Raw genomic sequence first — 22,783 nt, forward strand, 5'->3', positions numbered from 1 at the left:
TTTTGCAAGATTATCCGGACGCAGCAATGCTTTAACAGCTATCACCGCGTCCCGTGCGAAAAGCGCGGCTTTAAGCTTTGGCCACAAACGCTTTTACCACATCCTGCCACGGCGTGGTCGCCCGGCCGATCAGGCGGCTTAAAGTATGGCTGTCATCATACAGCGCGCCTTTGGCCGCATTGGCATCCGAATCCGCCAGCATCTCTGCCAGCCCGTCAGGCAAACCGGCCGCTTTTAACGCGGCGGCAAAGTCGTCCTGAGGCAAATTTTGATAACGTACGGCTTTACCGCTGGCCTGGGCGATTTCCGCTGCGAACTGCGTCAGCGTATAGGCCTCGTCGCCCGCCAGCTCGTAAACTTTATCAACAGGCGCGTCGCTGGTCAGTACAGCAGCCGCCGCTTCAGCATAATCCTGACGGGTAGCAGAAGCGATTTTGCCCTCGTCGGCCGCACCAATAAACACGCCGTGCGTCAGCGCTGGCGCAATGCTGGCGGCATAGTTTTCGCTGTACCAGCCGTTGCGAAGAATAACGTAAGGCACGCCGGATGCAATCAGCGCCTGCTCGGTTGCCCGGTGTTCATCGGCCAGCCCCATCGGCGAGCTGTCGGCATGAAGCAGGCTGGTATAGGCCAGCAGCTTAACGCCTGCTGCTTTGGCCGCCTCGATGGCCGCTTTATGCTGCGCCTCACGCTGGCCGATCTCGCTGGAGGAAATCAGCAGCACTTTATCCACGCCGCGAAAAGCGTCGGCCAGCGTCTGCGGTTGGTTATAATCGCCCTGGCGTACCTGAACGCCCAGCGCGGCGAGGTCGGCCGCTTTCGCCGGCGAACGCACCACGGCGACCAGCTCTTCGGTAGACGTTCTTTTCAGTAAAGCATCAATCACCAGGCGGCCAAGCTGGCCGGTTGCTCCGGTTACTGCAATCATAATGTTCTCCTTAGCGGTGATAAAAGCGCATCCGGATTAGCCCCGGAAGCGTTGTGTTCAATCAGCCTATGTCATACACTAACCAAAAGTAAGTACTTACAGGTTTGTTAGTATGGAAAAAAATAGTTCCTCAATCGTTTCGCCTCGCGACAGGCTGCAACGCGGCGAATTATTGAACCGCGACTGTCCGTCGCGCGAAGTATTAAAACGCCTGACCAGCCGCTGGAGTTTGCTGGTGCTGATTGCGCTGGAGAACGACACGCTGCGCTTTGGCGAACTGCGGCGCAAAATAGGCGGCGTCAGTGAAAGAATGCTGGCGCAAACGCTGCGTTTTATGGAGGAAGACGGCTTTGTGGAGCGTATTGCTTATGAAGTGATCCCGCCGCACGTTGAATACAAACTTACCGTGCTGGGTCATGAAGCGCGCGACCGCATTACGGGCCTGGCCGACTGGATCGAGGTTAATCTGCATCAGATTATTGATAACCGCCGCCAGTTTTCAGCAGAGGAATAAATCTGTATTCGGCGGCGGCCAACGCCATGCCGCTGGTTTGCTCCTTTTCCCTTCCCGGCAAAACGGTTGATAAAGTTCACCTTACCCAGTGATGGCATATTATTTTCGCCGACCCTAAATAAAAAAGGCCTTCATAATGAAGGCCTTTAATAATTAAGCGCGCCATTTATCGCTTCGGCGCCGCATCCGGATACATCGCCAGCAGGCGACGCGTAACGCCGTTTGTCCAGCCGAATCCATCCTGCAACGGATATTCGCCGCCGCCCGCTAATACCGGCGCGCGGCCGGCAACGTTATATTTCTCCACCATCTTATGGTGACGATGATAGGTAGCGCCCGTTACCTGAAGCCAGCGTGCGGCTATTTCTTTCGCCAACAGCTCTTCACCGTAGTTATTAAAACCCTTGATCGCCATCCACTGCATCGGCGCCCAGCCGTTGGGTTTGTCCCACTGCTCGCCGGTTTCTTCTACCGTAGTCAGCACGCCACCCGGCGCCAGCAGATGCGAGCGTACCGCCGCAGCGGTGGCAGCCGCCTGCTCCAGGCTGGCCATTCCTACGTAAAGCGGCGTCACGCCAGCCGCCGAGAAAGCGCCTTTTTCGCGTTCCCGCCAGTTGTAGTCGCGGTACAGCTCGGCCTGTGCGTCCCATAACCAGGCATCGACTGCTTCACGGCGGCGCACCGCTTTTTGCTGAAACAGTTCTGCGGTCGCACGATCGTTTTTACGGGCAGACAGGCGAGCGATCGTGGTTTCCAGCTTGTAGAGAAACGCGTTTAAATCGATCGGCACAATGCTGGTGGTCTGGATGCTTTCCAGCCGTCCTGCTTCGCTCAGCCAGCGGGAGGAAAAGTCCCAGCCGGAAGCCGCACCCGCCCGTAGATCGCGATAAACCTCGCTGGAAGGCCGCGCCGAGTTTCTGGCAGTTTCCACGTCTTCAATCCAGGATTCGTCGCGCGGCGTATCGCGATCGTCCCAGTAGCGATTCAGTACCGATCCGTCCGGCATCATCACCACATGACGCCATGCTTCGCCGGGCGTCAGCGACTCCGTGCCGTCCATCCAGAAAGCATATTCACGCTTCAGCTGACGAAGATAACGCTGCGCCTGGCTAACGCCATCTTTTTCAAACAGTTCGACCATCAGCGCAAACACCGGCGGCTGCGAGCGGCTCAAATAATAGGTGCGGTTGCCGTTTGGAATATGGCCATAGGTGTCGATCATCCACGCAAAGTTATCCGCCATCTGGCGCAGCAGATCGGTTTGTCCGCCAGCCGCGAAGCCCAGCATGCTGAAGTACGAATCCCAATAGTAGGTTTCGCCAAAGCGGCCGCCCGGCACGACATAAGGTTCCGGCAGCGGCAGCAGCGAAGAAAATTCAGAATGCTTTTCCGGCTTGCGCGTCAGTACCGGCCACAACGAGTCAATATGCTCGCCCATGCTTTTTGCCGGATCGGCCACGTAGCGGCTGTCGTTAATTTTCGGCAGGTCGAAATTCTCCAGCACAAAGGCCAGCAGGTTAAAATCCTCTCGCTCGCGCTGAATAAAGTAGCGGTAGAGGATCATCTCCGGTTCGATTTTCGGCGCGCAGTCTGCAAAGGTTTTGCTGTCGGCAAAGATCCTTGCGCTCTGCACGGCTTCAAAGAGTTCCTGGTAGCGATCGGAAGGCGTCAGAATATCCGGCGCGGGCAGTCCCTGAATGGGTTCAGGCTGCGGTTCGGCCAGCATATCCAGCGCTTCATAATCGTGATAATAAGCTTCGTAATCTGCCAGGTTATTGTCAATGGTCAGGTCGTTATGATTAAAAGCGATAAAAACCTCCTGATGTCGATGATTGACAATGTGGTGTACGGTTAATTATGTATAAGGTTAAGTATAGTACTCGTGTCTCATAGTGCAAATAAGCGCGAATATGACAGAAGTTAAGATAATATTTCAAAAAATAAACAAACAAAGAATAATCGCTATTTCCCTCCTTGATTAAAGGAATAGCAAGAGGTGAAACCCCTCTTACATTTTCTGAAAAAAATGAAATAAAGCAGCCGCCCTCTCTTTAGCAGGTTCAGGCCCACCTTGCCCCATCTTTCGGGCTTCCGCCTGTTGCTTCTTTCTGCTTGCCCGCAGTCGGTACAAAGCAGCTTCAATCGAAAATTAAAGCGATGCTTTTTCATTCTTTGAAAAATTATTTAAATTTCTCATTTACATTAAATTTAAACGGCCGAATACTAATGCGGGTCAAATGCTGTTATGGCGATGGCAGCGATAAGTTTATCTGATAGCAAACCAGCCCTTTCAAATACGATTAAGGAAATCTCGTGGCACCGGTAGTAAATAAATCCGCAGCGTTGCACTCGGAAAGTCTTACAGATGAAGACGACAGTTTAGTTTCTCCCGTTAATTCTCCTGATATAAATAAAACCTATATTATTCGCGGCACGCGCAGATTTATGCACGCCACGCTGGCGCTGTTCTGCGCCGGCCTGTCCACCTTCGCCGTACTGTACTGCGTGCAGCCTGTGCTACCTGTTTTTTCGCAAAGCTTTCATCTGACGCCTGCGCAAAGCAGCCTGTCGCTGTCGGTCACCACCATCATGATGGCGCTGGGGCTGCTGGTGACCGGGCCGCTGTCGGACGCCATCGGCCGTAAATCGGTGATGTCCGTTTCGCTGCTGCTGGCCGCCTGCTTTACGCTGATCTGCGCCACCATGAGCAGCTGGGAAGGCGTGCTGGCGATGCGCGCGTTGACCGGGCTGGCGCTAAGCGGCGTCGCGGCGGTGGCAATGACCTGGCTGAGTGAGGAGCTGCACCCGGTTTTCCTCTCTTTCTCTATGGGCCTTTATATCAGCGGTAATTCGATTGGCGGCCTGGTTGGGCGGCTCTCTACCGGCATGCTGGCCGATCACTTTTCCTGGAACGTTTCGCTGTTCGTGGTCGGCCTGTTCGCGCTGACGGCCGCCGGGCTGTTTTTCCGCCTGTTGCCCCCTTCGCAGCACTTCCGCGCCACTTCGCTGCGGCCGCACCAGCTGCTGGTCAACTTTATGTTCCAGTGGCGGGATATGGGATTACCGATGCTGTTCCTGGTCGGCTTTATTCTGATGGGCAGCTTCGTGACGCTGTTTAACTATGTCAGCTTTCGCTTTCTGGCCGCGCCTTTTTCCCTCAGCCAGACGGTGGTCGGTCTGCTCTCCGTCGTCTATCTGACCGGCACTTACAGCTCGCCGAAGGCGGGCGTGATGACCGCTCGCTACGGGCGCGGCGTGGTGCTGATGGCTTCGCTGCTGTTGATGCTGGCCGGCCTGATCGCTACCCAGTTCACCACGCTGTTGCTGGTGCTGCCAGGCCTGATGCTGTTCGCCGCCGGTTTTTTCGCCGCGCATTCGGTCGCCAGCAGCTGGGTCGGTCACCGCGCCCGTCGCGCCAGAGGCCAGGCTTCTTCGCTCTACCTTTTCTTTTATTACCTGGGATCGAGCGTGGCGGGGACGCTGGGCGGCGTGTTCTGGCACGGCTACGGCTGGGCTGGCGTCTCCGCATTTATCGCCGTGATGCTGCTGGGCGGGCTATGGCTGGCTAACAAACTGCGCCAAATTCCCGTGCTGGTGAAAAAAGTCCGTTAGTTTTACGGGGCGGCTCGCATTCTCCGCCCCGAACCGCTTCTGCTTAATTTACTTCCCCCTGCGCAGCCATTAAGCTACGGCCACCCGAAAGGTTCCTGTCGCTCATTGTTCAAGGAATAGTGTTATGTCGCTCCACCTCTGGCTTGCCTATGCCGGTATTATTGCCGTTCTTATCGCCGTTCCCGGCCCTTCTGCGTTGGTCAGCATGACGCACGGGCTGCGCTACGGCCGACGCCGCGCGCTGGCGACGGTGATCGGCGGCGTGATGGCGGCCATGACGCTGATGACCGCATCGGCGCTGGGGCTGGGCGCGATCCTGGCGGCCTCCACTACCGCCTTTACCGTGCTGAAAGTGGTCGGCGCCGCCTATCTGATCTGGCTGGGCATCAGCGCCTGGCGCAACAGCGCGCCGGCAGAAAGCATCGTTATCAGCGGCCAGCCGCAGGCGATGCCCGGCCTGCTTAAACTGTTTCGTAAAGGCTATATGGTCGGCATCAGCAATCCCAAAGACCTGCTGTTTTTCGCCGCGCTGTTTCCTAACTTTGTGGAAGCCAGCCAGCCGCACGCTGTCCAGTTCGCCACGCTGGCCGTCACCTGGGCCGTCACGGACTGCGGCCTGATGTTCGCTTACGCCTGCGCCGGTCGCCGCCTTTCTGGCGTATTTGCCAACCCGTCGCGCCTGCGCCTGCTTAATCGTGCCGTCGGCAGCCTGTTTGTCTTTGCGGGCAGCGCGCTGGCAGTCTCCGCCCGCTAATGAGCGACGTCGAAAACCTGCACGCGATGGTGATTTTTGCCCGCGTGGTAGAAACGCTGAGCTATACCGAAGCGGCAAAACAGCTGGGGATATCCAAGTCGGCGGTCAGCAAAGAGATCGCCGCGCTGGAAATACGCCTGGGCGCAAAGCTGCTGCTGCGCACCACGCGCAAGATCGCCGTGACCGAGGTCGGCATGACCTGGTATCACTACTGCGCGCGCATTCTCAGCGAGGTAAAAAGCGCCGAACTTTTTATTCGCCGCTTCCACGAGGAGCCGACCGGCAGCCTGCGCGTCGTCGCGCCGGTTACCTTCGGCTGCCAGTGCATCGTGCCGGTGCTGAACCAGTTCGTGGCGGGCAATTTGCACGTCAGCGTGGATCTCGACCTTACCGACAGGCCGGTGAATCTGGTGGACGATAATCTCGATCTGGCTATTGTCATCCGCCGCGACAGGCCGGAACATCCGCACTGCCTGCCGCTGATGGATATCAGCTGGGGGCTTTACGCCGCGCCAGCCTACCTTGAGCGTTTTAGCGCTATCCAGCGGCCGGAAGATCTGACGCGCCACGACTTTATCCTGTTTCGTGGCCCGGCCCATACTATCTCGCTGCCCTTTCGCAAAGAGAAGCAGAAGCGGGATATCGAGGTGCGCAGCCGGTTTCGCGCCAATAACAGTACCGCGCTGGTTAATTCAGCGGTGGCGCAAACGGGGATAGCCTATCTGCCGGATTACGTCGCCCTACAGGCGGTGGAGGAAGGAAAACTCTGTCGGGTACTGCCGGAATGGGAAATGGATCTTTATAAATCCTGGATCCTGACCAAAGAGAACGGCCTGATCTCGCCGCGCGTCAGGCTGTTTATCGCCGCGCTGCAGAAAGCACTGAGGTAAGGCGGAACCGAAGCTCCGCCCTGCATAATCAGTAGTAGTTGCCGTGGCGGTAATCCCAGGTGGTAAAGGTGTCTGACAGCATCGACATGATTTTATCCACGTCCAGCCCTTTACGGATCAGCACCGGACAAGGCGTAATGTTGCGCTCACCCTTCTGCTCCGGCACCAGCTTGCCGTTTTCATCCACCATCGCCACCATCACGCCCTGCTCGTAGCGGGTTTTCTCCGATTCGTTAGGCTGGATAGACTTCACATAGTCGTTGGCTTCGATAATCAGATCCGCCTGGGATTCGATACGCTCGCCGATGCCTTCGACCAGGCCACGGTTGCCTTTGCCTGATGGGTTAGCCGAGCTGGCGAAGGAGAATTTACCGTGGTTTTCCCACAGCTCTTTCGCCAGTTTCTCGCCGGGCACGCCGAATTTAATCACGAAGCAGCTGGTCTGACGGCGATCCATCATCAGATCTTTTGAACCGTCTTCCGGGATACGCGCCACCGCCTCTTCTTTCCACGGCAGGATGCAGCCCAGCAGCACGTCTTTGTCCCAGTGCTGCTGATACAGCGATTCAATTTCCGGGTTCAGCTGCGCCAGCTCTTTCAGCTGCTCCAGCGAGCCACACAGCACCACGCCCGGCTTATTGCGGTTGCGCTGCTTGGCGTCGAACTTGCGCTCCAGGCCTTTCGCATCGGAAGTCATGATGATGTAGCCCACTTTGGTCGGGCAGACGATCATGCCGCCGTCGGCAGACAGGATATTTACCGCTTCCGGCTGCAAGCCGCCGTTCCAGTGAATGGTTTTATTGCTCATGATTGCCCCTGCCAGTATAAGAGTCATGTGGGGGTCAGCGCCTTTTTGGCCTGCCCGGATAACTTCATCCTAACGCAGGCGGCTTTTTTCGCAACAGTCAGGCGCCTCTTTCGGCTATTGTTTCCACCAGGAAACAATTGTTGCAGAATGAGGCCGGATAGCGCCGCCAGACCTGCGGAACAAAGAAAGTTGAACCCTTCGCGGATTTTCGCCACTCACCTTTTTTAGCCTGAGCGAGCACCCTATGCAGATTGCCTTTTTCGCCGAGCAAGATCGGCTTGCCTTAAGCAGTTGGTTTACGTCGCAGGCCGACGTTACGCAGTGGGCCGGGCCGGGCGTCGCCTGGCCGCTGGAAGAGTCGTTTCTCGCCACGCTGCTGGATTCCGCCAGCCAGCAGCCTGCCAGCCTGCTTACTTTTGCCGGAAAACAGGCGGGCGAACTGGCTGCCGTGGCGCAGACAGGCTTTGACTGGAACAACCATCTGGCCTGCCTCTGTCGCGTGGTGGTCAATCCAGCGATGCGGGGACAAAATCTGGCGGAGCACATGCTGCGCCAACTGATTGCGACGGCTTTTCAGCAGGAAGGCATCGAGCGTATTGAGCTACGCGTCTACACCTTTAATCAGGCGGCGATACGTACCTACGAGAAGCTGGGTTTTGTGCGGGAAGGCGTACAGCGGCAGGGCGTGGCGGTAGGAGAAGCGCGCTGGGACTGCGCGCTCTATGGCATGCTGCGTCAGGAATATGTGCAGCCTGAAGCAGCGCGCCGCGCGTAATGGCCGTCACGCGCGGCGCCTGTAGCATCAGGCCGGGATAAGTTTTTCCGCCTTCAGCCTGTCAAACAGCGCGAAAAACGCATCGCGCGTGGGCTGATAACCGGTAAAGCCCGCCTTGCGGCTTTTGCTGACGTCGGTAAAGACCTCCATCGGGCGGCCCAGATCGGCGTCGGTATGCCACCAGGAAACCAGCCGGTTGATATCCGCTTCCTTGAGGTCGAACTGCTGCGCGATGGCTTTCCACTGCTCTGCCGCCGCATCCATCCGCCCTTCCAGCGGCTGCATCTCGTCCGGGTAAGGCGCGGCTTCCACGCCAAAATAGTCGGCGATCTGGCCCCACATCCATTTCCAGCGGAACACGTCGCCGTTGACCACGTTGTAATCTTCATTCTGCGCCGACGGCGTGGTCGCGGCCCATTCCAGCTGCTGCGCCAGCACGCTTGCGCTGGTCATATCGGTCACGCCTTCCCACTGCGCTTTCGAGCCGGGGAAGATAAACGGCTGGCCGGTCTGCTTGCAGAGGCTGGCATAAACGGCCAGCGTCTGGCCCATGTTCATCGCGTTGCCCAGCGCAAAGCCGATAATGGTATGCGGACGGTGCACGCTCCAGGTGAAGCCATACTTCTTCGCGCCCGCAAAGACTTCATCTTCCTGCGCGTAATAGAAGTTATCGACAGGCTGGCGGCCCTGCTCTTCGCGGAACGGCGTCATTGGCACCGCGCCTTTGCCATAGGCGTCAAACGGCCCCAGATAGTGTTTAAGGCCGGTGACCAGCGCCACGTGGCCGCCTTTCAGGCCGTCGCCCAGCGCGTCGATCACGTTACGCACCATCGCGCCGTTTACGCGGATATTCTCTTTTTCATTGGCCTGACGCGACCAGACGCTGAAGAAGACCTTATCAACCTTCAGGTCAGCCAGCGCTTTCTTAACGGATTCAGCATCGGTAAGGTCGGCGGTCAATGCCGTGCAGCCCGCCGGCACCGCCGTGCGGCCGCGTGAAAGGCCATAAACTTCCCAACCGTCGCCGGTCAGCTGCTCTGCCAGTGCAGTACCGATAACGCCGCTGACGCCGACAATAAGTGCGCGTTGTTGCATAAATTTTCCTCCTGATTGCTAATTCATTAAGCTTAATAGAGAATTAAAATCCTATTGGAGGTATAAATTCATATTATTTGAGAATATGAGTCATGAATAATGATCGGTCGGGATCGCCTTAAAGATATCACCCCCTTTGTCGCCAGCGTGGAGCACGGCAGTTTTACCGCCGCCGCCGATTCGTTGCATCTGACCAGTTCAGCCATCAGCAAAAGCGTGGCAAGGCTGGAAGCCCGGCTCGGCTCGCGGCTGTTTGAACGCACCACGCGACGACTGGCGCTGACGGATGCCGGTCAGGCCTTTTATGAAACCTGTACGCGTGTGCTGAGCGAGCTGGCGGAAGCGGAATCCGTACTGGCCGCCCAGCGCGCCATTCCGGTCGGACGGCTGCGGATTGCCGTGCCCAACACCTTTGGCCGGATGCGGGTGATGCCGCTTATCAACGAATTTTGCCAGCAGAACCCGGAGATGCAGATTGCCCTCTCTTTCTCCGATCGCTTTGTCGATCTGTTTGAGGAAGGCGTGGATATCGCGATACGTATTGGCGGCTCGACAGATTTTCCGCCCTCGCTGGGCTGCCGCTTTTTGGGTAATGAAAGGCTGATCTTCTGCGCTTCGCCGGACTATCTGGCGCAGCACGGCGTGCCCGACTCTTTGCAGGCGCTGACCGAAAGGCGAGCCATTGTTTACGATCGGGTAGATGGCAGCACCAGTCCGTGGCATATCCGTTCGCCGGATGGACGAACGATAACCCGAACCCTGCCGTATCGGATGGCGTTAGGGGATGGCGAAGCCCAGGTCGCCGCCGTAGTAGCCGGACTCGGCGTGGCGCAAATGGCGACCTGGCTACTGGAAAAAGAGTTGGCCAGCGGCGCGCTGGTACCGATCCTGCCAGAGCTGGCGGTAGAAGGTCTGCCGCTGTTTATCGTCTGGCCGCGCAGAAAGCAGCTGCTGCCGAAGGTCGACGCGCTGCTTGCCACGCTGGATCGGCTGAAAATCAGTCAGTAGCGGGTTTATTTACGTTGATGCGCCACGGCACGCCGAACTTATCGATCAGCGTACCGAAACCGGCCGCCCAGAAGGTTTCTTCCCATTCCAGCGTGACCTTACCGCCAGCGGAAAGATTATCGAACCAGCGTTTGCCTTCGGCAGGATCGTTGCTCGACAGGCTGACGGCAAAACCGTTATAGCTTACCGCTTCCGCGCTGTCGCTCATTTGCAGCTCGCCGTCGCCGATATGCAGCAGCGCGTGCATGATTTTATCATCCGCTGGCTGTTCCGCGCTTGGGCTGTTCTGTTTCTGCGGCTGCTGTTTTTTCTCCGCAGGCACGTCACCCCAGGTCATTTTAACCGTCAGTTCGGCTCCCGTGGCCTGCTGATAAAAAGCGATAGCCTCTTCACAGTTTCCCGAAAAGTATAAATAAGGCGAAAGTTGCATAACATCTCCTTCGTTTGAGGTATGTGCTGAAGAACAAGCTCGAAGAAAGTGTAGCAGGCGACTGAGATCTGGCGCTTATTACATGTTACAGGTTAATAACATATGCAAAGAAGACAAAGGATAAACGGTTTATGAATGCCTTAAAGCAGCACAGTAACAGTAGTTGGAAAGGGACGACAAAGCGCGTCACGGCGCTTTGTCGTCGTGGCCTCAGGCTTTTCTTGTCCGACGGACGATAACTTTTTCCGTCAGCAGTTCCAGCAACAGATAGCCGGCGCACGCCGCCACAAAAGAATTAATGGTAGACACGCCCCATGCCATATTCAGTCCAATATAACCGCCCAGCAGCGTGGCCAGGATCGCGGGCCAGCCGGTAAATGTCGTTTCCGCAGGCAAACTGCCGTCGTGACCGGAACGCCGTAAGGCAAGGCTGTACTTCTTCAGCAGGAAATACTCCGTCAGCATCACGCCCAACGCTGGCGGCACAATAACGCCGAGCAAATTCAGAAAATCGACAAAGTGATCCAGAATGCCCAGCACCGACAGCGTAGTGCCCAGCACGCCCAAGGCCAGCGTGACGGGTCGATAATTTAATTTTATGCCGCTAAGGCTTTCTACGGCATTAATCACGCCAAGCGCCGAGGAGTAAAGATTCAAATCGTTGACCCTTAGCGTAGAAAAAATAACGGCAAACAGGCCAGCCGTGCCGGAAGCCAGCGTGATGATAGACATCACGTCGCCTGTATTCAGCTTACGCGCAATAAAGATCGCCAGGCCGTTGATAATGAACTCGCCCAGAACAATGGTCGCCAGCGTGACGCCGAAAACGTGGCTGCCTTTTCGCGAGTAGCGCGTCAGGTCGGGCGTCATCAGGCTGGCAAGAATGGCGCCGCCTACCACCAGCGTGATGCCCGCGTTCACCGACAGCACCTCTTTACCTGCCAGGGAAACGGCCATTGCCTGCACATGATCGGTAGCCAGCGTCTGCCAGGCAATCCAGGCGATCAGCGCAATAAAAACCGGTACGGCGATGCGTGCCGTAAAGCGCAGCGCTTTGAAACCAAACGCCACCAGCACGGTAAGAAACAGGCCGGAGATCGTTGCTGCTGTCCGGAAGCTAAGCGTATCGGAAAACGCAGCGCTCAGCGATTTAGCAAAAATCGCATTCTGTATACCAAACCAGCCTAATAAACTGATCGCCACCACGACGCCGATCAGTGCCGACCCCGTTCGGCCAAATCCGCACCAGCGCGCCAGCAAGCTGCCGGACAACCCTTCTTTCATACCGATATAGCCAAAACCAAAGGTGACCAGGCCAAATAACAGGCTGCCTACCAGAATGGCCGTCAGCGCCGCCGACAGGCTCATGCTGTCGCCCAATACCGCGCCTAACATAAATTGATCCAACGCGGTAAGCATTCCCATATGGACGATAGCCACGCTCAGAAAAGAGACGCGGTTGTGTTGTGGCACGCGTTCCAGAGGAAAATCATTGTGTTGCATAGAAGATTCCGTGTTAAATAAAGTTAATCCCTTTCTTCATCAAACGGGCAGGGATATAGTTTTCCAGATTATGAGCGATACAATATTCTTCAAATTGCTTCAACGAATGCACGTCAGCTTTCTGATATATCGTATATACCCGATTTTCAATTGTTTTTACGCTGACGTTAAAGATACTAGCGATCTCTTTTGCCGTATACCTTTGCAGCATCAGAAAGATAATATCCAGCTCGGACGGCGTAAATAATTTATTTTCCGTAGCGGTCGTCAGTACGCCAGGCTTTTTGTGATTAATAAACTTCAGCGGCGTCAGCGTATCGAGCGGTCTTGCATTCCAGATAGTGCCGATACAGTTTCCCTGTTCATCGAATACCGGCAGTTTTTCGCTGATATAAGGTGAAAGCGTTTCCCGGCCATACCAATAATGCGTTTCAATGACCGCGACTCTTCCCAAATGCTCTTCTGTCCGACGATCGTGCTCCCGCAACGCTGCCGAACATTCCGCCCAACCAGCCGGGAACTCATCATCCCAGGCACCTTCAACCGTGAATGATGCAGGCGTATTGGTATAAAGGTAAGCGGCCTTGTTCATATAAAGATGTCTGGAATCAAGGTCTTTAATACCCCAGGGCTCGTTCAGATGCTCCATCATAGCGATAAAGCTCCGAAAAGCGCTAATTTTCGCATTAGTGGGCGGCATAGCTTTTTCCGTATTATCAGAACATTTTCTGTAAATAGAACCGCGTATATTTGCCCAGGTAGCCTTCCATGCTGCCATAGACGTTGTAGCCCAGTTTCTCATAAAAGCCTTTCGCCTGAAAATCAAAGGTATCCACATAGGACATGCGACAACCGCGATTTCTGGCGACCTCTTCCGCTTTTATCATCAGCTCCCGGCCCTTACCCTGCCCGCGTGCGGCTTCGCCAACCCAGAGATACTGCACTTCTAAGCCCTGCCACCACGTCCGCGCCACCAGGCCGCCGAGGATCTGGTTTTGCTCGTCCCGCAGCGTAAGGAAAAGCGGTGTAATATCCACTTCGTCAAACTGGCTGTTATGTTTCCATAAATTATCAATAACGAACTCTTCATCCGGTAAAGAAGGATTATCCGTGACAACGATTTCCATTATTTCTCCCGTTGTAAATTAACGTCCAGTCCGCAGCCAATAACATTTTGACGATAGTAATTCAAGAGGATTTTCTACCGTGTTATTCAATGCGGGTTCGTCTTTATTATACGGAAATAAATTATAAAATAAGTAGTCATTTAATTTTCAGTCAATGCCGACACCAGGGAAATTATTACACCGTGCAACTAATCAGATTGCATCTAATCTGACGCAAAAATTAAGAGGCACATCTTTTCTGAAATAACAGACACCTCCTGAAGCAGCACGCTAAAAATAGCGGGAGGACTAAAAAATAAAGCAAAAAAAAACGGCCAGTTTGCTGGCCGTTTTCGATCGTAAAGTCGCTTATTTCACTTCAGTCAGCTTCTCAATATCCACGCTGCCCTGCTGTTCAGCGTCGTTTTTACGCACTTTCGCCACGTCGCTGGCGCTAACCTGCTCTTTGGCCGTATTGCCCCAGCTGGTGCGGATAAAGTTCACCACGTCGGCGACCTGCTGGTCGTTCAGCCGCCAGCCGAAAGCCGGCATGGTGATGGCAGAAGGGGCACCCTTCACGCCCGGTAGCGTCGCGCCGCTGATAACGATATGGATAAGCGAGGTTGGATCTTCCGCCAGCACCACAGGATTGCCGCTCAGCTGCGGGAAGAAGCGCTTATAGCCGCTGCCGTCCGTTTTATGGCAGGCCGCGCAGCTGTCGACGTACACCGACGCGCCCGGTTTGCTGTCGTCGCCCTTCCACAGCGCCTTCGCTACCTTGTCATCCGGCGTAAAGCCGACCTGATTTAAGTCTTTCGCGCCCAGGGATTTCAGATAGCGCGCAATGGCGGTGATATCTTCGTCGCTTAAATGCTGCAAACTGTGCTGCACCACTTCGGTCATGCCGCCAAAGGCCGCGGTACGATCGTTGCGGCCATAGCGCAGGAACTGCGTCAGATCGTCTTCGCTCCAGCGGCCCAGTCCGTCACGGCTGTCGCCGCGCAGGTTGTTGGCGGTAAAGCCGTCAATCGGCGAGCTGCTGCCGGAAAGGTAGTCGCTGCCTTCGCCGTCGTTCAGCGCTTTTTCCTGCATGGTCAGGCTACGCGGGGTATGACAGGCGCCGCAGTGGCCCAGGCCTTCCACCAGATACTGACCGCGAGCCAGCACCGCATCCTGCCCTTTAATCGCCTGGAAAGCTTTTACGTCCGGTGCAAACAGCCCGCGCCAGATCGACAGCGGCCAGCGCATCGACAGCGGCCAAGGAATGTCGCTTTTCCTGTTTTCGGCCTCAACCGGCTTCACGCCATGCATAAAGTAGGCGTAAAGCGCGTGCATATCCTCATCGTTAACCACGGCATAGGAAGGATAAGGCATCGCCGGGTAGAGCGTGTCGCCGTTCTTCGCTACGCCGTGGCGTACCGCTTTCTGAAAGTCGTCATAGCTGTAATCGCCAATGCCGGTTTTCTTATCGGGCGTGATGTTGGTGGAGTAAATCTTGCCGATGGGCGTCGCCATCGCCAGCCCGCCAGCAAAAGATTCGCCACCCATTTTAGTATGGCAGGCCACGCAGTCGCCCGCGCGCGCCAGATACTCGCCGCGCTTGATCAGATCGGCGCCGTTATCCTCCGCCGCCGCAACAAAGGTGGTCATACCCAGCATCAGAGCCGGGATCAGCATTTTCATCATGGTCATCCTTACGCCTGCACCAACGGACCTGGACTTGGAAGGTACTGTTCACGAATCGCTTTCGCTGACCAGTAGGTCAACGCCGCCACCATGCCGGTCGGGTTGTAGCCCAGCCCCTGCGGGAAGGCGGACGCGCCCGGAACAAACACGTTCGGCACATCCCAGCTTTGCAGATAGCGGTTAACCGCGCTGGTTTTCGGATCTTCGCCCATGATCGCGCCGCCGTTCATATGCGTGGTCTGATACACGGTGGTGTCGAAATGCGTGCCCGGCATTTTCGGCGCGCCGCTGATCAGTTTCGGGTTCATCGCTTCGGCGATTTTGTGCATCCGGCCATGCATAAACTGCGACATTTTGATGTCGTTTTCCTGCCAGTCGAAGGTCATACGCAGCAGCGGCTGGCCGAAGGCATCCTTGTAGTTCGGATCCAGATCCAGATAGTTGTTGCGATAGGACTGGTGCGCGCCGTGCGCGTCCATCGAGACATGATGCGTATAGTGATCGGCGACCGCCGCTTTCCACTTGCTGCCCCAGCCTGGCGTGCCCGGCGGCGTCGGCAGGCCGGAGATCGGCTTCACGCCCGCCTGGTTAACCCAGAACGGCGAGCCGCCGACAAAGCCATATTTGCCGTGGTCGAAGTTATCCGCGTTGAAGTCGTCCACGCCCACGCCCGCGCCGCCCGCGCCGATAAAGTTGTTGGTAAAGACGTCTTTATCAAAGAAGGCCTTGATGGTGGAAATATTCTGATAGGCAAAGTTACGGCCTACGGTGCCTTCGTTAGTGACCGGATCGTAAGGCTTGCCGATGCCGGACAGCAGCATCAGGTGCACGTTATGGAACTGGAAGGCGGACAGGATCACCAGGTCGGCGGGCTGCTCGATCTGGCGGCCAAGCGCATCGACATAGGTCACGCCGGTGGCGCGCTTTTTGTCGTCGGTCAGGTTGACGCGCAGCACGTTGGCGTTTTCGCGCAGCTCAAACTTCGCTTCCTGGCGTAGCGCAGGCAGCACGTTAACGTTCGGCGACGCTTTGGAATACATATAGCAGGCGTAGCCGCTGCAATAGCCGCAGAAGTTACACGGCCCCATCTGCGCGCCGTAGGTGTTGGTGTACGGGCCGGAAGTATTGGCGGAAGGCAGATCGTAAGGATGATAGCCAACGGATTCAGCGGCCTGCGCGAACAGCTGCGCGGAGAAGGTTCGCTTCTGCGCGGGCAGCGGGAACTTGTCGGAGCGATCCGGCGCGAACGGGTTGCCGCGTCCCTGCTGGCCGACGACTTTGCCCTTAACGCGCCATTCCGAGCCGGAGGTGCCAAACACTTTTTCGGCCTTATCAAAAAACGGCTCCAGCTCGTCATAGGTGACGCCGAAATCCTGAATGGTCATGCCCTCAGGAATAAACTTTTTGCCGTAGCGCTCTTCATAGTGGCTGCGCATCCGCAGCTCGATCGGATCGACGCGGAAATGCACGCCTGACCAGTGCAGGCCCGCGCCGCCGGTGCCGGTGCCGGGTAAAAACGCGGCAAGCTGGCGATAGGGCTGCGCGGTCTGCGCCGAGTTATGGCGGATGGTCACGGTGCTTTTGGAGAGATCCTGGAACAGCTTTTTACGGATGTTATAGGTCAGCTCATCAATAACCTGCGGATACGCGCCGTCAGGATAGGTGTCGCGATGCGGGCCACGCTCCAGCGCAACCACGTTCAGGCCCGCTTCGGTCAGCTCTTTCGCCATGATCGATCCCGCCCAGCCGAAGCCTACGATCACCGCATCTACTTTTTTCATTACGTTTGCCATGCTTATGCTCTTTCCCCACGAATCGACACCGGCGGGAACGGATAGCGCTCGCCCCGTTCAACCCAGTCCATAAAATCAGCGCGCGCGCCCGGAAAGCCGATCAGCTTCCAGCCGACCATATTCTGATTGCCGCCATGCACAGGATCGCTGAAGAAGCCTTCGCGCGTGTTCTGTAACAGGAAAGAGAAGAAAACCTTAGCCGGAACCTGTTTGAATTCGGCTTTGCCGGCTTCAAAGGCCTGTAGCAATGCGTCCTGCTGGTCGTGGCTCAGGTCGGCGAACGCTTTGCCGTGCTGCGCTTTGGCGAAAGCATCCGCGTCCGCCAGGCCCAGGCGGTAAATATCGCGCGGGATCAGCGGGTACTGATAGCCCAGCTCTTTGTCGGCATCGGGATGGAAAGGCCCCTGCATATACCAGTTGGAACCGGTCGCGTAAGGCGTGTTCATCTGACGATCGATATATTCCGGCACGCCCGCTTCCAGCGCGCCGGGGCCGCGTTCGTCGGCAGGGATCAGGCGCGCCACGGCCGCCTTAATAAAAGCGTACTCTTCCGGGGTAAACCAGGTGGGCTGGTAATCGCGGGCCTGCTGCGGCCCTGCAGGCTCGGGCGCGGCTACGGCTGCGGCTGGCGCGGTTAACGCGCCCAGGCCCGTGCTGCCAATCGCCACGGCGGGCGCAAGCGTAATGGTTCTCAGCAGAAAGTCCCTGCGGGAGCTTCCGATCGTTTCTTTTGACATGACATTGCCTTTTAAAATGGCCTGGTTGTTCGGCTGTAAGCATTCGTGATGGGAGACCCGCTAGCCTGTTTTTTTATAAAAATCGGGCGCTAGCGTGATCTGAATCAATGTTACCGGTAACAATTTGTGGATTTTAACAGGAATCGGCGCAAAAAATTAGCGTAAATAAACAAAATGGCACAATTTCATTAACAACCAGGCAGGCGGAAAGAGAGAGGCACGTCACCAGAGAGGGCCAGCGTGCAGCCTGGCGTTGTAAGGGATGAGCTACTGAAGAACGCGCGGCCGCAGCAGAACCAGCACGCAGCCTGGCGTTGTGGTGGTTAAGCCGCAGAAAAGCGCGCGGCAGCAGAACCAGCATGCAGCCTGACGTTGTAAGGGATGAGCTACTGAAGAACGCGCGGCCGCAGAAGGCCAGCGCCTTATGATGGATGAGCCGCAGAAGGCCAGCTTGTCACATTGCGCGCGAATGATTTAGCCAAAGGCGCGCGCAAGGCCAGCGCGCAGCACGACGCCCTGGTGGATAAGCTACGCGGCGATCGTAGCCATAACGCTGTTCAGGATCGGGCCGCTAAGGGTGAACCTGGCCGTCGCGCTTTTCGTCCAGGCCAAACAGCTTCAGCCGCGTCTCCGACGGCTGCGGGCGGCCAAAATAATACCCCTGGAACAGCGTACAGCCTTCGATTTTCAGCTGCTCGAACTGCTCGCTGCTCTCCACCCCTTCCGCCGTGATTTGAATATCCAGGCTGCGGCTCATGCCCGTAATGGCCCGGATAATGGCCAGCGCCTCGCGGCTCTCTTTCATATCGTTGATAAACGACTTGTCGATTTTGATCTTATCGAACGGGAAAGAACGCAGATAGCTGAGCGACGAGTAGCCAGTGCCGAAGTCATCCAGCGCGATGCGCACGCCCAGCTTTTTCAGCTTTTGCAGAATGCGGATATTGACCAGGGTGTTGTCCAGCAGCACCGACTCCGTGATCTCCACTTCCAGCCGGTGCGGGGCCAGCCCGGAATCCTTCAGCGCCGCTTCCACTACCGACACCAGCGAACTGTTTTTAAACTGGAGCGGCGAAAGGTTGACCGCCACGCTCTGATGCGCCGGCCACTTCGCTGCCTCGCGGCAGGCTTCGTACAGCGCGAAGGCGCCCAGCGAGTGGATCAGCCCGGTTTCTTCCGCCACGGGAATAAAGTCCAGCGGCATAATCAGCCCCTGTTTCGGATGGTGCCAGCGCATCAGCGCTTCGTAGCTGATGATCTCCTGGCCCAGACTATCGGTAATCGGCTGGTAATACAGCTTGAGATGGCGATGGGTCATTGCCTCGCGCAGATCGGTTTCAATCATGCGGCGCTTGCTGGCGGCTTCGCCCATTTCGCTGGAGAAATGCTCAAAGCGGTTGCGGCCGTTGCGTTTGGCTTCGTACAGCGCCATATCGGCACAGCGCAGCAGCTCGGCGGGGGTGGTCAGACCGCCTGCGACAATAGAAATGCCGATGCTCAGCCCTACCGTCAGGCTATGTCCGTCGACGTTGAAGGTCGGACGGATCGCCTCAATCAGCCTTTGCGCCACCGCTTCGGCTTCCTGTAAATGCGTCAGGCCCGGCAGTACGATAGAGAATTCATCGCCGCCGTTGCGCGCCAGCGTATCCTGTTCACGCAGCACGCCGCGCAAACGGCTGGCGACGGCGCGCAGCAGATCGTCGCCGACCTGATGGCCCAGCGCGTCGTTGACGTTCTTGAAGTTATCCAGATCCAGACAGAGCGCCGCCGTCTGTTTACCATTATCGAAATCGCAGCGCAGCGCCTCGTTCAGCCGCTGGCTGAACAGCACGCGGTTCGGCAGGCTGGTCAGGTTATCGTGATGCGCCATATGATGAATGCGCGCATCAGCCGCGCGCTGATCGGTAACGTCGTCAGCAATCAGCAGCACGTAGTTAGTATGGGCGTCGTTGCCGTTAATAATCGAGGCCGAAGCGTTGATGATCCGTTCGCCGCCACGGGTACGCAACAGCTGCTCGTTTTTATGCACGCCTTCATTGCGCTGTGCGGCGGTCGCCAGCTGGGAAAAATAGCCGCTCAGCTCTGAGGGCATGTAATCGTCCAGCCTTTTGCCGGCAAGCTCCTTCATTTTTACGCCCAGCAGCTGCTCCGCTTTGCTGTTCAGCAGCAGCACCTCGCGCGATACCACGTCTTCCACTATCACGCAGCAGGGAATATTGCCGATAATGGTGTCGAGAAACTTCGACAGCGCGGCCATCTTATTGCTGTTCTGCTCTGCCAGATCTTTTGCCCGCAGGATCTGCTGTTCGTACTCGCGCAGTTCAGTGCAGTCGCGGGTAATTTTGGCAAAGCCAAGCAGGCGGCCTTCTTTAGTATGAATCGCTTCGATCACCACGTGCGCCCAGAAGGCGCTGCCGTCTTTGCGATAGCGCCAGCCCTGATCTTCAAAACGCCCAACGCTTTGCGCAATCGCCAGGTTTTTGTCGGGCAGGCAGGCAAAGCGATCCTGCGCGCTGTAAAAGCAGGAGAAGTGTTCGCCGACGATTTCCTCCGCCGTATAGCCTTTGGCGCGATGCGCGCCGGCATTCCAGTTCACCACATGGCCCTGGGGATCGAGCATATAGATGGCGTAGTCGGTGACGCCCTCCACCAGCAGACGGAACACCTGTTCTCTTTCGCGCTGTTCTTGCAGCACGCGCTGTTGTTCAGTGCAGTCGCGGGTGATTTTGGCATAGCCGATTAGCCTGCCATCGTCGTCGTGCACGGCGTCAATGACCACGTGCGCCCAGAAAGAGGTGCCGTCTTTACGATAGCGCCAGCCCTGCTCTTCGAATCGGCCGGTACGGTAGGCGGTTTTCAGGTTGGTTTCCGGGAGCTTAGCCAGCCGGTCTTGCGTGCTGTAAAAGCAGGAGAAGTGTTTGCCGACGATTTCTTCCGCCGTATAGCCTTTGGAACGCCTTGCGCCTTCGTTCCAGTTCACCACATAGCCGTCGGGATCGAGCATGTAGATGGCGTAATCGACCACGCCTTCGACCAGCAGACGGAATTTCTGCTCCTGGGCGCGCTGTTCGGCAAGCTGAGCCTGCTGTTCGGTGCAGTCGCGGGTAATTTTGGCGAAGCCGATTAGCCCGCCGTCGTCGTCGTGCACGGCGTCAATCACCACATGCGCCCAGAAAGCGCTGCCGTCTTTGCGGTAGCGCCAGCCTTCGGTTTCAAAACGTCCTTTTTCGCGGGCGATGGCCAGGCCGCGCTGCGGCAGACCTTTTTCTCTGTCTTCCGCACTGTAAAAACAGTCAAAATTTCTGCCGATAATTTCATCCGGCAGATAGCCTTTCGCCCGCTCCGCGCCCGCGTTCCAGTTGGCTACGGTGCCGTCAGGTTTCAGCATATAAATGGCGTAGCCGACCACGCTTTGCACCAGCAGTCGGTACATCACATCATTATTTTCGTTCATTTTCTTTCCGCCTGAGGGACGCTGCCCCGAAGAAGGCCTGGCCTGCAGATAAGCGGCCCTCCGCTGCAGGCCCGCCTTTTCTGAAGCAATCCCGCGCCGCTATTCCCTGTAAAACCTTGCTGCATCAGGCTCCGCTGCCTGAAAGTGCCTTATCGTTATCGGCCTCGTTTAAATAACATTCAGCATTTATTTTGCCGGGCCAGGGCGGGGAGGACTATGCAGGGTTGAACGCGTGGCTGCAACCCGCGATCGCTACAATCCCGGGATAAGATGTTTGCAGAATATTAAAATAATGGCCTGTAATTTATTAACGCTTCGCGACCGCTATTCACGTTAATGACTGGCGTAACGGAAACACTCGCCTGTTGCAAAGGCGGCGGTCAGACATCAGCGGATACAAAACCGGTAAGACCATTAACGAGTAATCGCGTTAGATGGTGGCCTTACCGTTCTGGAGTCGCTATGTTTAAATCCTTTTTCCCCCGCCCCGCGCTGTTCTTCAGCAGCGCCGCCGTCTGGTGCGCGATCGCCATTCTCGTCTGGTTTGCCGGCGGCAGGCAGTTTCTTACCTCATTCGCCCATGCCGGCCCGCTGCCAAATAACGCCTTGCGCTTTATCGCGCCTTCCGCCCTCGCTTTTTATCTTTATTATTTTGCGGCTTTCGCCCTGTTCGCCGGGTTCTGGCGCGTGTTCAGTCCGCATCCCTGGCAAAATTGGTCGGTAAACGGTTCGGCGCTGATTATTTTTGTGACCTGGTTTTCGGTGCAGATGAACGTTGCTATCAACGCCTGGTATGAGCCGTTTTACGATCTGATCCAGCGTGCGCTGACCCATCCCAATTCGGTACCGATCGCCACGCTTTATCAGCAGCTGATCGGCTTTCTCAGCATTGCGCTGATCGCCGTGCTGGTGGATGTGCTGAATATGTTCTTTATCAGCCACTATGTTTTCCGCTGGCGCACGGCGATGAACAACTATTATATGGCGCACTGGTCGCGGCTGCGCGGCATTGAAGGCGCGGCGCAGCGCGTGCAGGAAGACACCATGCGCTTCGCCTCGACGCTGGAGGATATGGGCGTCAGCCTGATTAACGCTGTTATGACGCTTATCGCTTTTTTGCCGGTGTTGATTGGGCTATCGGTGCATGTGAAAAACGTGCCGCTGCTGGGTGACCTGCCCTACGCGCTGGTGATTGCCGTGGTGCTCTGGTCGCTGCTGGGCACCGGGCTGCTGGCCGCCGTCGGCATCAGGCTACCGGGCCTGTCGTTTCGTAATCAGCGGGTGGAGGCGGGCTACCGTAAAGAACTGGTCTATGGCGAAGACGATCCCGCACGCGCCAGTCCGCCCACGGTGCAAAATTTGTTCGGGCTGATCCGTAAAAACTATTTCCGGCTCTACTTTCACTATCTCTATTTTAATATCGCCCGCTCGCTCTATTTGCAGCTGGACGCCGTTTTCGGCCTGGTGGTGCTGTTTCCTTCTATTGTCACCGCCGCCATTACCTTCGGGCTGCTCCAGCAGATCAATAACGTATTTGAACAGGTGCGCGGCGCCTTTCAGTATCTGGTTTATTCGTGGAGCACGCTGGTTGAGCTGTTGTCTATTTATAAACGTCTGCGGCTGTTTGAACAGGTACTGGACAGGGAAGCGGAGGGAGAGCTTTAACAGGGCGCGGAAGGAACCGCGCCCC

At 56.5% G+C, this 22,783-nt stretch carries 19 protein-coding genes; 7 read left to right on the forward strand and 12 right to left on the reverse strand.

The genetic code is table 11. From position 1 onward, the window contains the following. Positions 1 to 70: 70 nt before the first annotated feature. Positions 71 to 928: an SDR family oxidoreductase gene (locus tag ACA373_RS16110; RefSeq protein ID WP_370734805.1), complete on the reverse strand. Its 858-nt coding sequence runs from the start codon at positions 926 to 928 to the stop codon at positions 71 to 73. Positions 929 to 1,040: 112 nt separating this feature from the next. On the opposite strand from ACA373_RS16110, the gene ACA373_RS16115 reads away from it, so the two are divergent. Further along, positions 1,041 to 1,442 (forward strand): winged helix-turn-helix transcriptional regulator, encoded by a 402-nt coding sequence (locus ACA373_RS16115; RefSeq protein ID WP_370734806.1) that lies wholly within the window; start codon positions 1,041 to 1,043, stop codon positions 1,440 to 1,442. 166 nt (positions 1,443 to 1,608) lie between these two features. Here ACA373_RS16115 and treF read toward each other — a convergent pair whose 3' ends face one another. Beyond that, entirely contained in the window at positions 1,609 to 3,252 is a 1,644-nt protein-coding gene (gene treF, locus ACA373_RS16120; RefSeq protein WP_370734836.1) for an alpha,alpha-trehalase TreF, read from the reverse strand. A gap of 503 nt (positions 3,253 to 3,755) precedes the next feature. Here treF and ACA373_RS16125 point away from each other — a divergent pair. The 3 genes from ACA373_RS16125 to ACA373_RS16135 all read left to right on the forward strand — a co-directional run bounded on the left by ACA373_RS16125 (position 3,756) and on the right by ACA373_RS16135 (position 6,698). Next, positions 3,756 to 5,054: an MFS transporter gene (locus ACA373_RS16125; protein ID WP_253456016.1), complete on the forward strand. Its 1,299-nt coding sequence runs from the start codon at positions 3,756 to 3,758 to the stop codon at positions 5,052 to 5,054. Positions 5,055 to 5,178: 124 nt separating this feature from the next. Then, on the forward strand, positions 5,179 to 5,808 hold the full coding sequence (locus ACA373_RS16130; RefSeq protein WP_370734807.1) for a LysE family transporter: 630 nt from the start codon (positions 5,179 to 5,181) through the stop codon (positions 5,806 to 5,808). Further along, positions 5,808 to 6,698: a LysR family transcriptional regulator gene (locus ACA373_RS16135; protein ID WP_301730330.1), complete on the forward strand. Its 891-nt coding sequence runs from the start codon at positions 5,808 to 5,810 to the stop codon at positions 6,696 to 6,698. The genes ACA373_RS16130 and ACA373_RS16135 overlap by 1 nt, the downstream gene beginning before the upstream one ends. A 28-nt stretch (positions 6,699 to 6,726) precedes the next feature. On the opposite strand, the gene ACA373_RS16140 is transcribed toward ACA373_RS16135, so the two are convergent. Then, a complete protein-coding gene (locus tag ACA373_RS16140) occupies positions 6,727 to 7,506 on the reverse strand; it encodes an L-threonylcarbamoyladenylate synthase (protein ID WP_125290242.1) in 780 nt (259 codons plus the stop codon). A 244-nt stretch (positions 7,507 to 7,750) separates the two neighbouring features. On the opposite strand from ACA373_RS16140, the gene ACA373_RS16145 reads away from it, so the two are divergent. Continuing rightward, positions 7,751 to 8,281, forward strand: a complete 531-nt coding sequence (locus tag ACA373_RS16145) for a GNAT family N-acetyltransferase (RefSeq protein ID WP_253456023.1) — start codon at positions 7,751 to 7,753, stop codon at positions 8,279 to 8,281. 27 nt (positions 8,282 to 8,308) lie between these two features. Here ACA373_RS16145 and ACA373_RS16150 read toward each other — a convergent pair whose 3' ends face one another. Further along, the gene (locus ACA373_RS16150; protein ID WP_253456026.1) at positions 8,309 to 9,376 is read right to left on the reverse strand and encodes an SDR family oxidoreductase; all 1,068 of its coding nucleotides are present in this window, start codon (positions 9,374 to 9,376) and stop codon (positions 8,309 to 8,311) included. 99 nt (positions 9,377 to 9,475) lie between these two features. Between ACA373_RS16150 and ACA373_RS16155 the strand changes: the two genes are divergently transcribed. Then, a complete protein-coding gene (locus tag ACA373_RS16155; protein WP_301289639.1) occupies positions 9,476 to 10,384 on the forward strand; it encodes a LysR family transcriptional regulator in 909 nt (302 codons plus the stop codon). Here the strand turns inward: ACA373_RS16155 and yjdN are convergent. The 8 genes from yjdN to ACA373_RS16195 all read right to left on the reverse strand — a co-directional run bounded on the left by yjdN (position 10,374) and on the right by ACA373_RS16195 (position 21,093). Beyond that, positions 10,374 to 10,814 (reverse strand): VOC family metalloprotein YjdN, encoded by a 441-nt coding sequence (gene yjdN, locus ACA373_RS16160; RefSeq protein WP_125290238.1) that lies wholly within the window; start codon positions 10,812 to 10,814, stop codon positions 10,374 to 10,376. The genes ACA373_RS16155 and yjdN overlap by 11 nt on opposite strands. 210 nt (positions 10,815 to 11,024) lie before the next feature. Continuing rightward, complete coding sequence (locus ACA373_RS16165; protein WP_370734808.1) at positions 11,025 to 12,317, reverse strand: cytosine permease; 1,293 nt, start codon at positions 12,315 to 12,317, stop codon at positions 11,025 to 11,027. Positions 12,318 to 12,330: 13 nt separating this feature from the next. Then, a complete protein-coding gene (locus ACA373_RS16170; RefSeq protein WP_301730377.1) occupies positions 12,331 to 13,017 on the reverse strand; it encodes a PAS and helix-turn-helix domain-containing protein in 687 nt (228 codons plus the stop codon). Between the two features lie 16 nt (positions 13,018 to 13,033). Then, positions 13,034 to 13,444 carry a GNAT family N-acetyltransferase gene (locus tag ACA373_RS16175; RefSeq protein ID WP_301730334.1) on the reverse strand — a complete coding sequence of 137 codons (411 nt, stop codon included), beginning with the start codon at positions 13,442 to 13,444 and terminating at the stop codon, positions 13,034 to 13,036. A 348-nt stretch (positions 13,445 to 13,792) separates the two neighbouring features. After that, the gene (locus ACA373_RS16180) at positions 13,793 to 15,106 is read right to left on the reverse strand and encodes a cytochrome c (protein WP_370734837.1); all 1,314 of its coding nucleotides are present in this window, start codon (positions 15,104 to 15,106) and stop codon (positions 13,793 to 13,795) included. Positions 15,107 to 15,117: 11 nt separating this feature from the next. Beyond that, positions 15,118 to 16,902: a GMC family oxidoreductase gene (locus ACA373_RS16185; protein WP_253456038.1), complete on the reverse strand. Its 1,785-nt coding sequence runs from the start codon at positions 16,900 to 16,902 to the stop codon at positions 15,118 to 15,120. 2 nt (positions 16,903 to 16,904) lie between these two features. Then, entirely contained in the window at positions 16,905 to 17,639 is a 735-nt protein-coding gene (locus ACA373_RS16190) for a gluconate 2-dehydrogenase subunit 3 family protein (RefSeq protein WP_125290235.1), read from the reverse strand. A 571-nt stretch (positions 17,640 to 18,210) separates the two neighbouring features. Then, positions 18,211 to 21,093 (reverse strand): EAL domain-containing protein, encoded by a 2,883-nt coding sequence (locus ACA373_RS16195; RefSeq protein WP_301252137.1) that lies wholly within the window; start codon positions 21,091 to 21,093, stop codon positions 18,211 to 18,213. A gap of 462 nt (positions 21,094 to 21,555) precedes the next feature. Between ACA373_RS16195 and sbmA the strand changes: the two genes are divergently transcribed. Then, positions 21,556 to 22,758 (forward strand): peptide antibiotic transporter SbmA, encoded by a 1,203-nt coding sequence (gene sbmA, locus ACA373_RS16200; RefSeq protein WP_253456047.1) that lies wholly within the window; start codon positions 21,556 to 21,558, stop codon positions 22,756 to 22,758. The last annotated feature ends 25 nt before the right edge of the window (positions 22,759 to 22,783 follow it).

This window comes from Erwinia sp. STN24, from assembly GCF_041320675.1.
Taxonomy (GTDB): Bacteria; Pseudomonadota; Gammaproteobacteria; order Enterobacterales; family Enterobacteriaceae; genus Erwinia; species Erwinia aeris.

Coding starts and splice junctions, on each gene's coding strand:
- ACA373_RS16110 (WP_370734805.1), bottom strand. CDS start 928: ATGATTGCAGTAACCGGAGCAACCGGCCAGCTTGGCCGCCTGGTGATT.
- ACA373_RS16115 (WP_370734806.1), top strand. CDS start 1,041: ATGGAAAAAAATAGTTCCTCAATCGTTTCGCCTCGCGACAGGCTGCAA.
- ACA373_RS16130 (WP_370734807.1), top strand. CDS start 5,179: ATGTCGCTCCACCTCTGGCTTGCCTATGCCGGTATTATTGCCGTTCTT.
- ACA373_RS16135 (WP_301730330.1), top strand. CDS start 5,808: ATGAGCGACGTCGAAAACCTGCACGCGATGGTGATTTTTGCCCGCGTG.
- ACA373_RS16140 (WP_125290242.1), bottom strand. CDS start 7,506: ATGAGCAATAAAACCATTCACTGGAACGGCGGCTTGCAGCCGGAAGCG.
- ACA373_RS16145 (WP_253456023.1), top strand. CDS start 7,751: ATGCAGATTGCCTTTTTCGCCGAGCAAGATCGGCTTGCCTTAAGCAGT.
- ACA373_RS16150 (WP_253456026.1), bottom strand. CDS start 9,376: ATGCAACAACGCGCACTTATTGTCGGCGTCAGCGGCGTTATCGGTACT.
- ACA373_RS16155 (WP_301289639.1), top strand. CDS start 9,476: ATGATCGGTCGGGATCGCCTTAAAGATATCACCCCCTTTGTCGCCAGC.
- yjdN (WP_125290238.1), bottom strand. CDS start 10,814: ATGCAACTTTCGCCTTATTTATACTTTTCGGGAAACTGTGAAGAGGCT.
- ACA373_RS16165 (WP_370734808.1), bottom strand. CDS start 12,317: ATGCAACACAATGATTTTCCTCTGGAACGCGTGCCACAACACAACCGC.
- ACA373_RS16170 (WP_301730377.1), bottom strand. CDS start 13,017: ATGCCGCCCACTAATGCGAAAATTAGCGCTTTTCGGAGCTTTATCGCT.
- ACA373_RS16175 (WP_301730334.1), bottom strand. CDS start 13,444: ATGGAAATCGTTGTCACGGATAATCCTTCTTTACCGGATGAAGAGTTC.
- ACA373_RS16180 (WP_370734837.1), bottom strand. CDS start 15,106: ATGAAAATGCTGATCCCGGCTCTGATGCTGGGTATGACCACCTTTGTT.
- ACA373_RS16185 (WP_253456038.1), bottom strand. CDS start 16,902: ATGGCAAACGTAATGAAAAAAGTAGATGCGGTGATCGTAGGCTTCGGC.
- ACA373_RS16190 (WP_125290235.1), bottom strand. CDS start 17,639: ATGTCAAAAGAAACGATCGGAAGCTCCCGCAGGGACTTTCTGCTGAGA.
- ACA373_RS16195 (WP_301252137.1), bottom strand. CDS start 21,093: ATGAACGAAAATAATGATGTGATGTACCGACTGCTGGTGCAAAGCGTG.
- sbmA (WP_253456047.1), top strand. CDS start 21,556: ATGTTTAAATCCTTTTTCCCCCGCCCCGCGCTGTTCTTCAGCAGCGCC.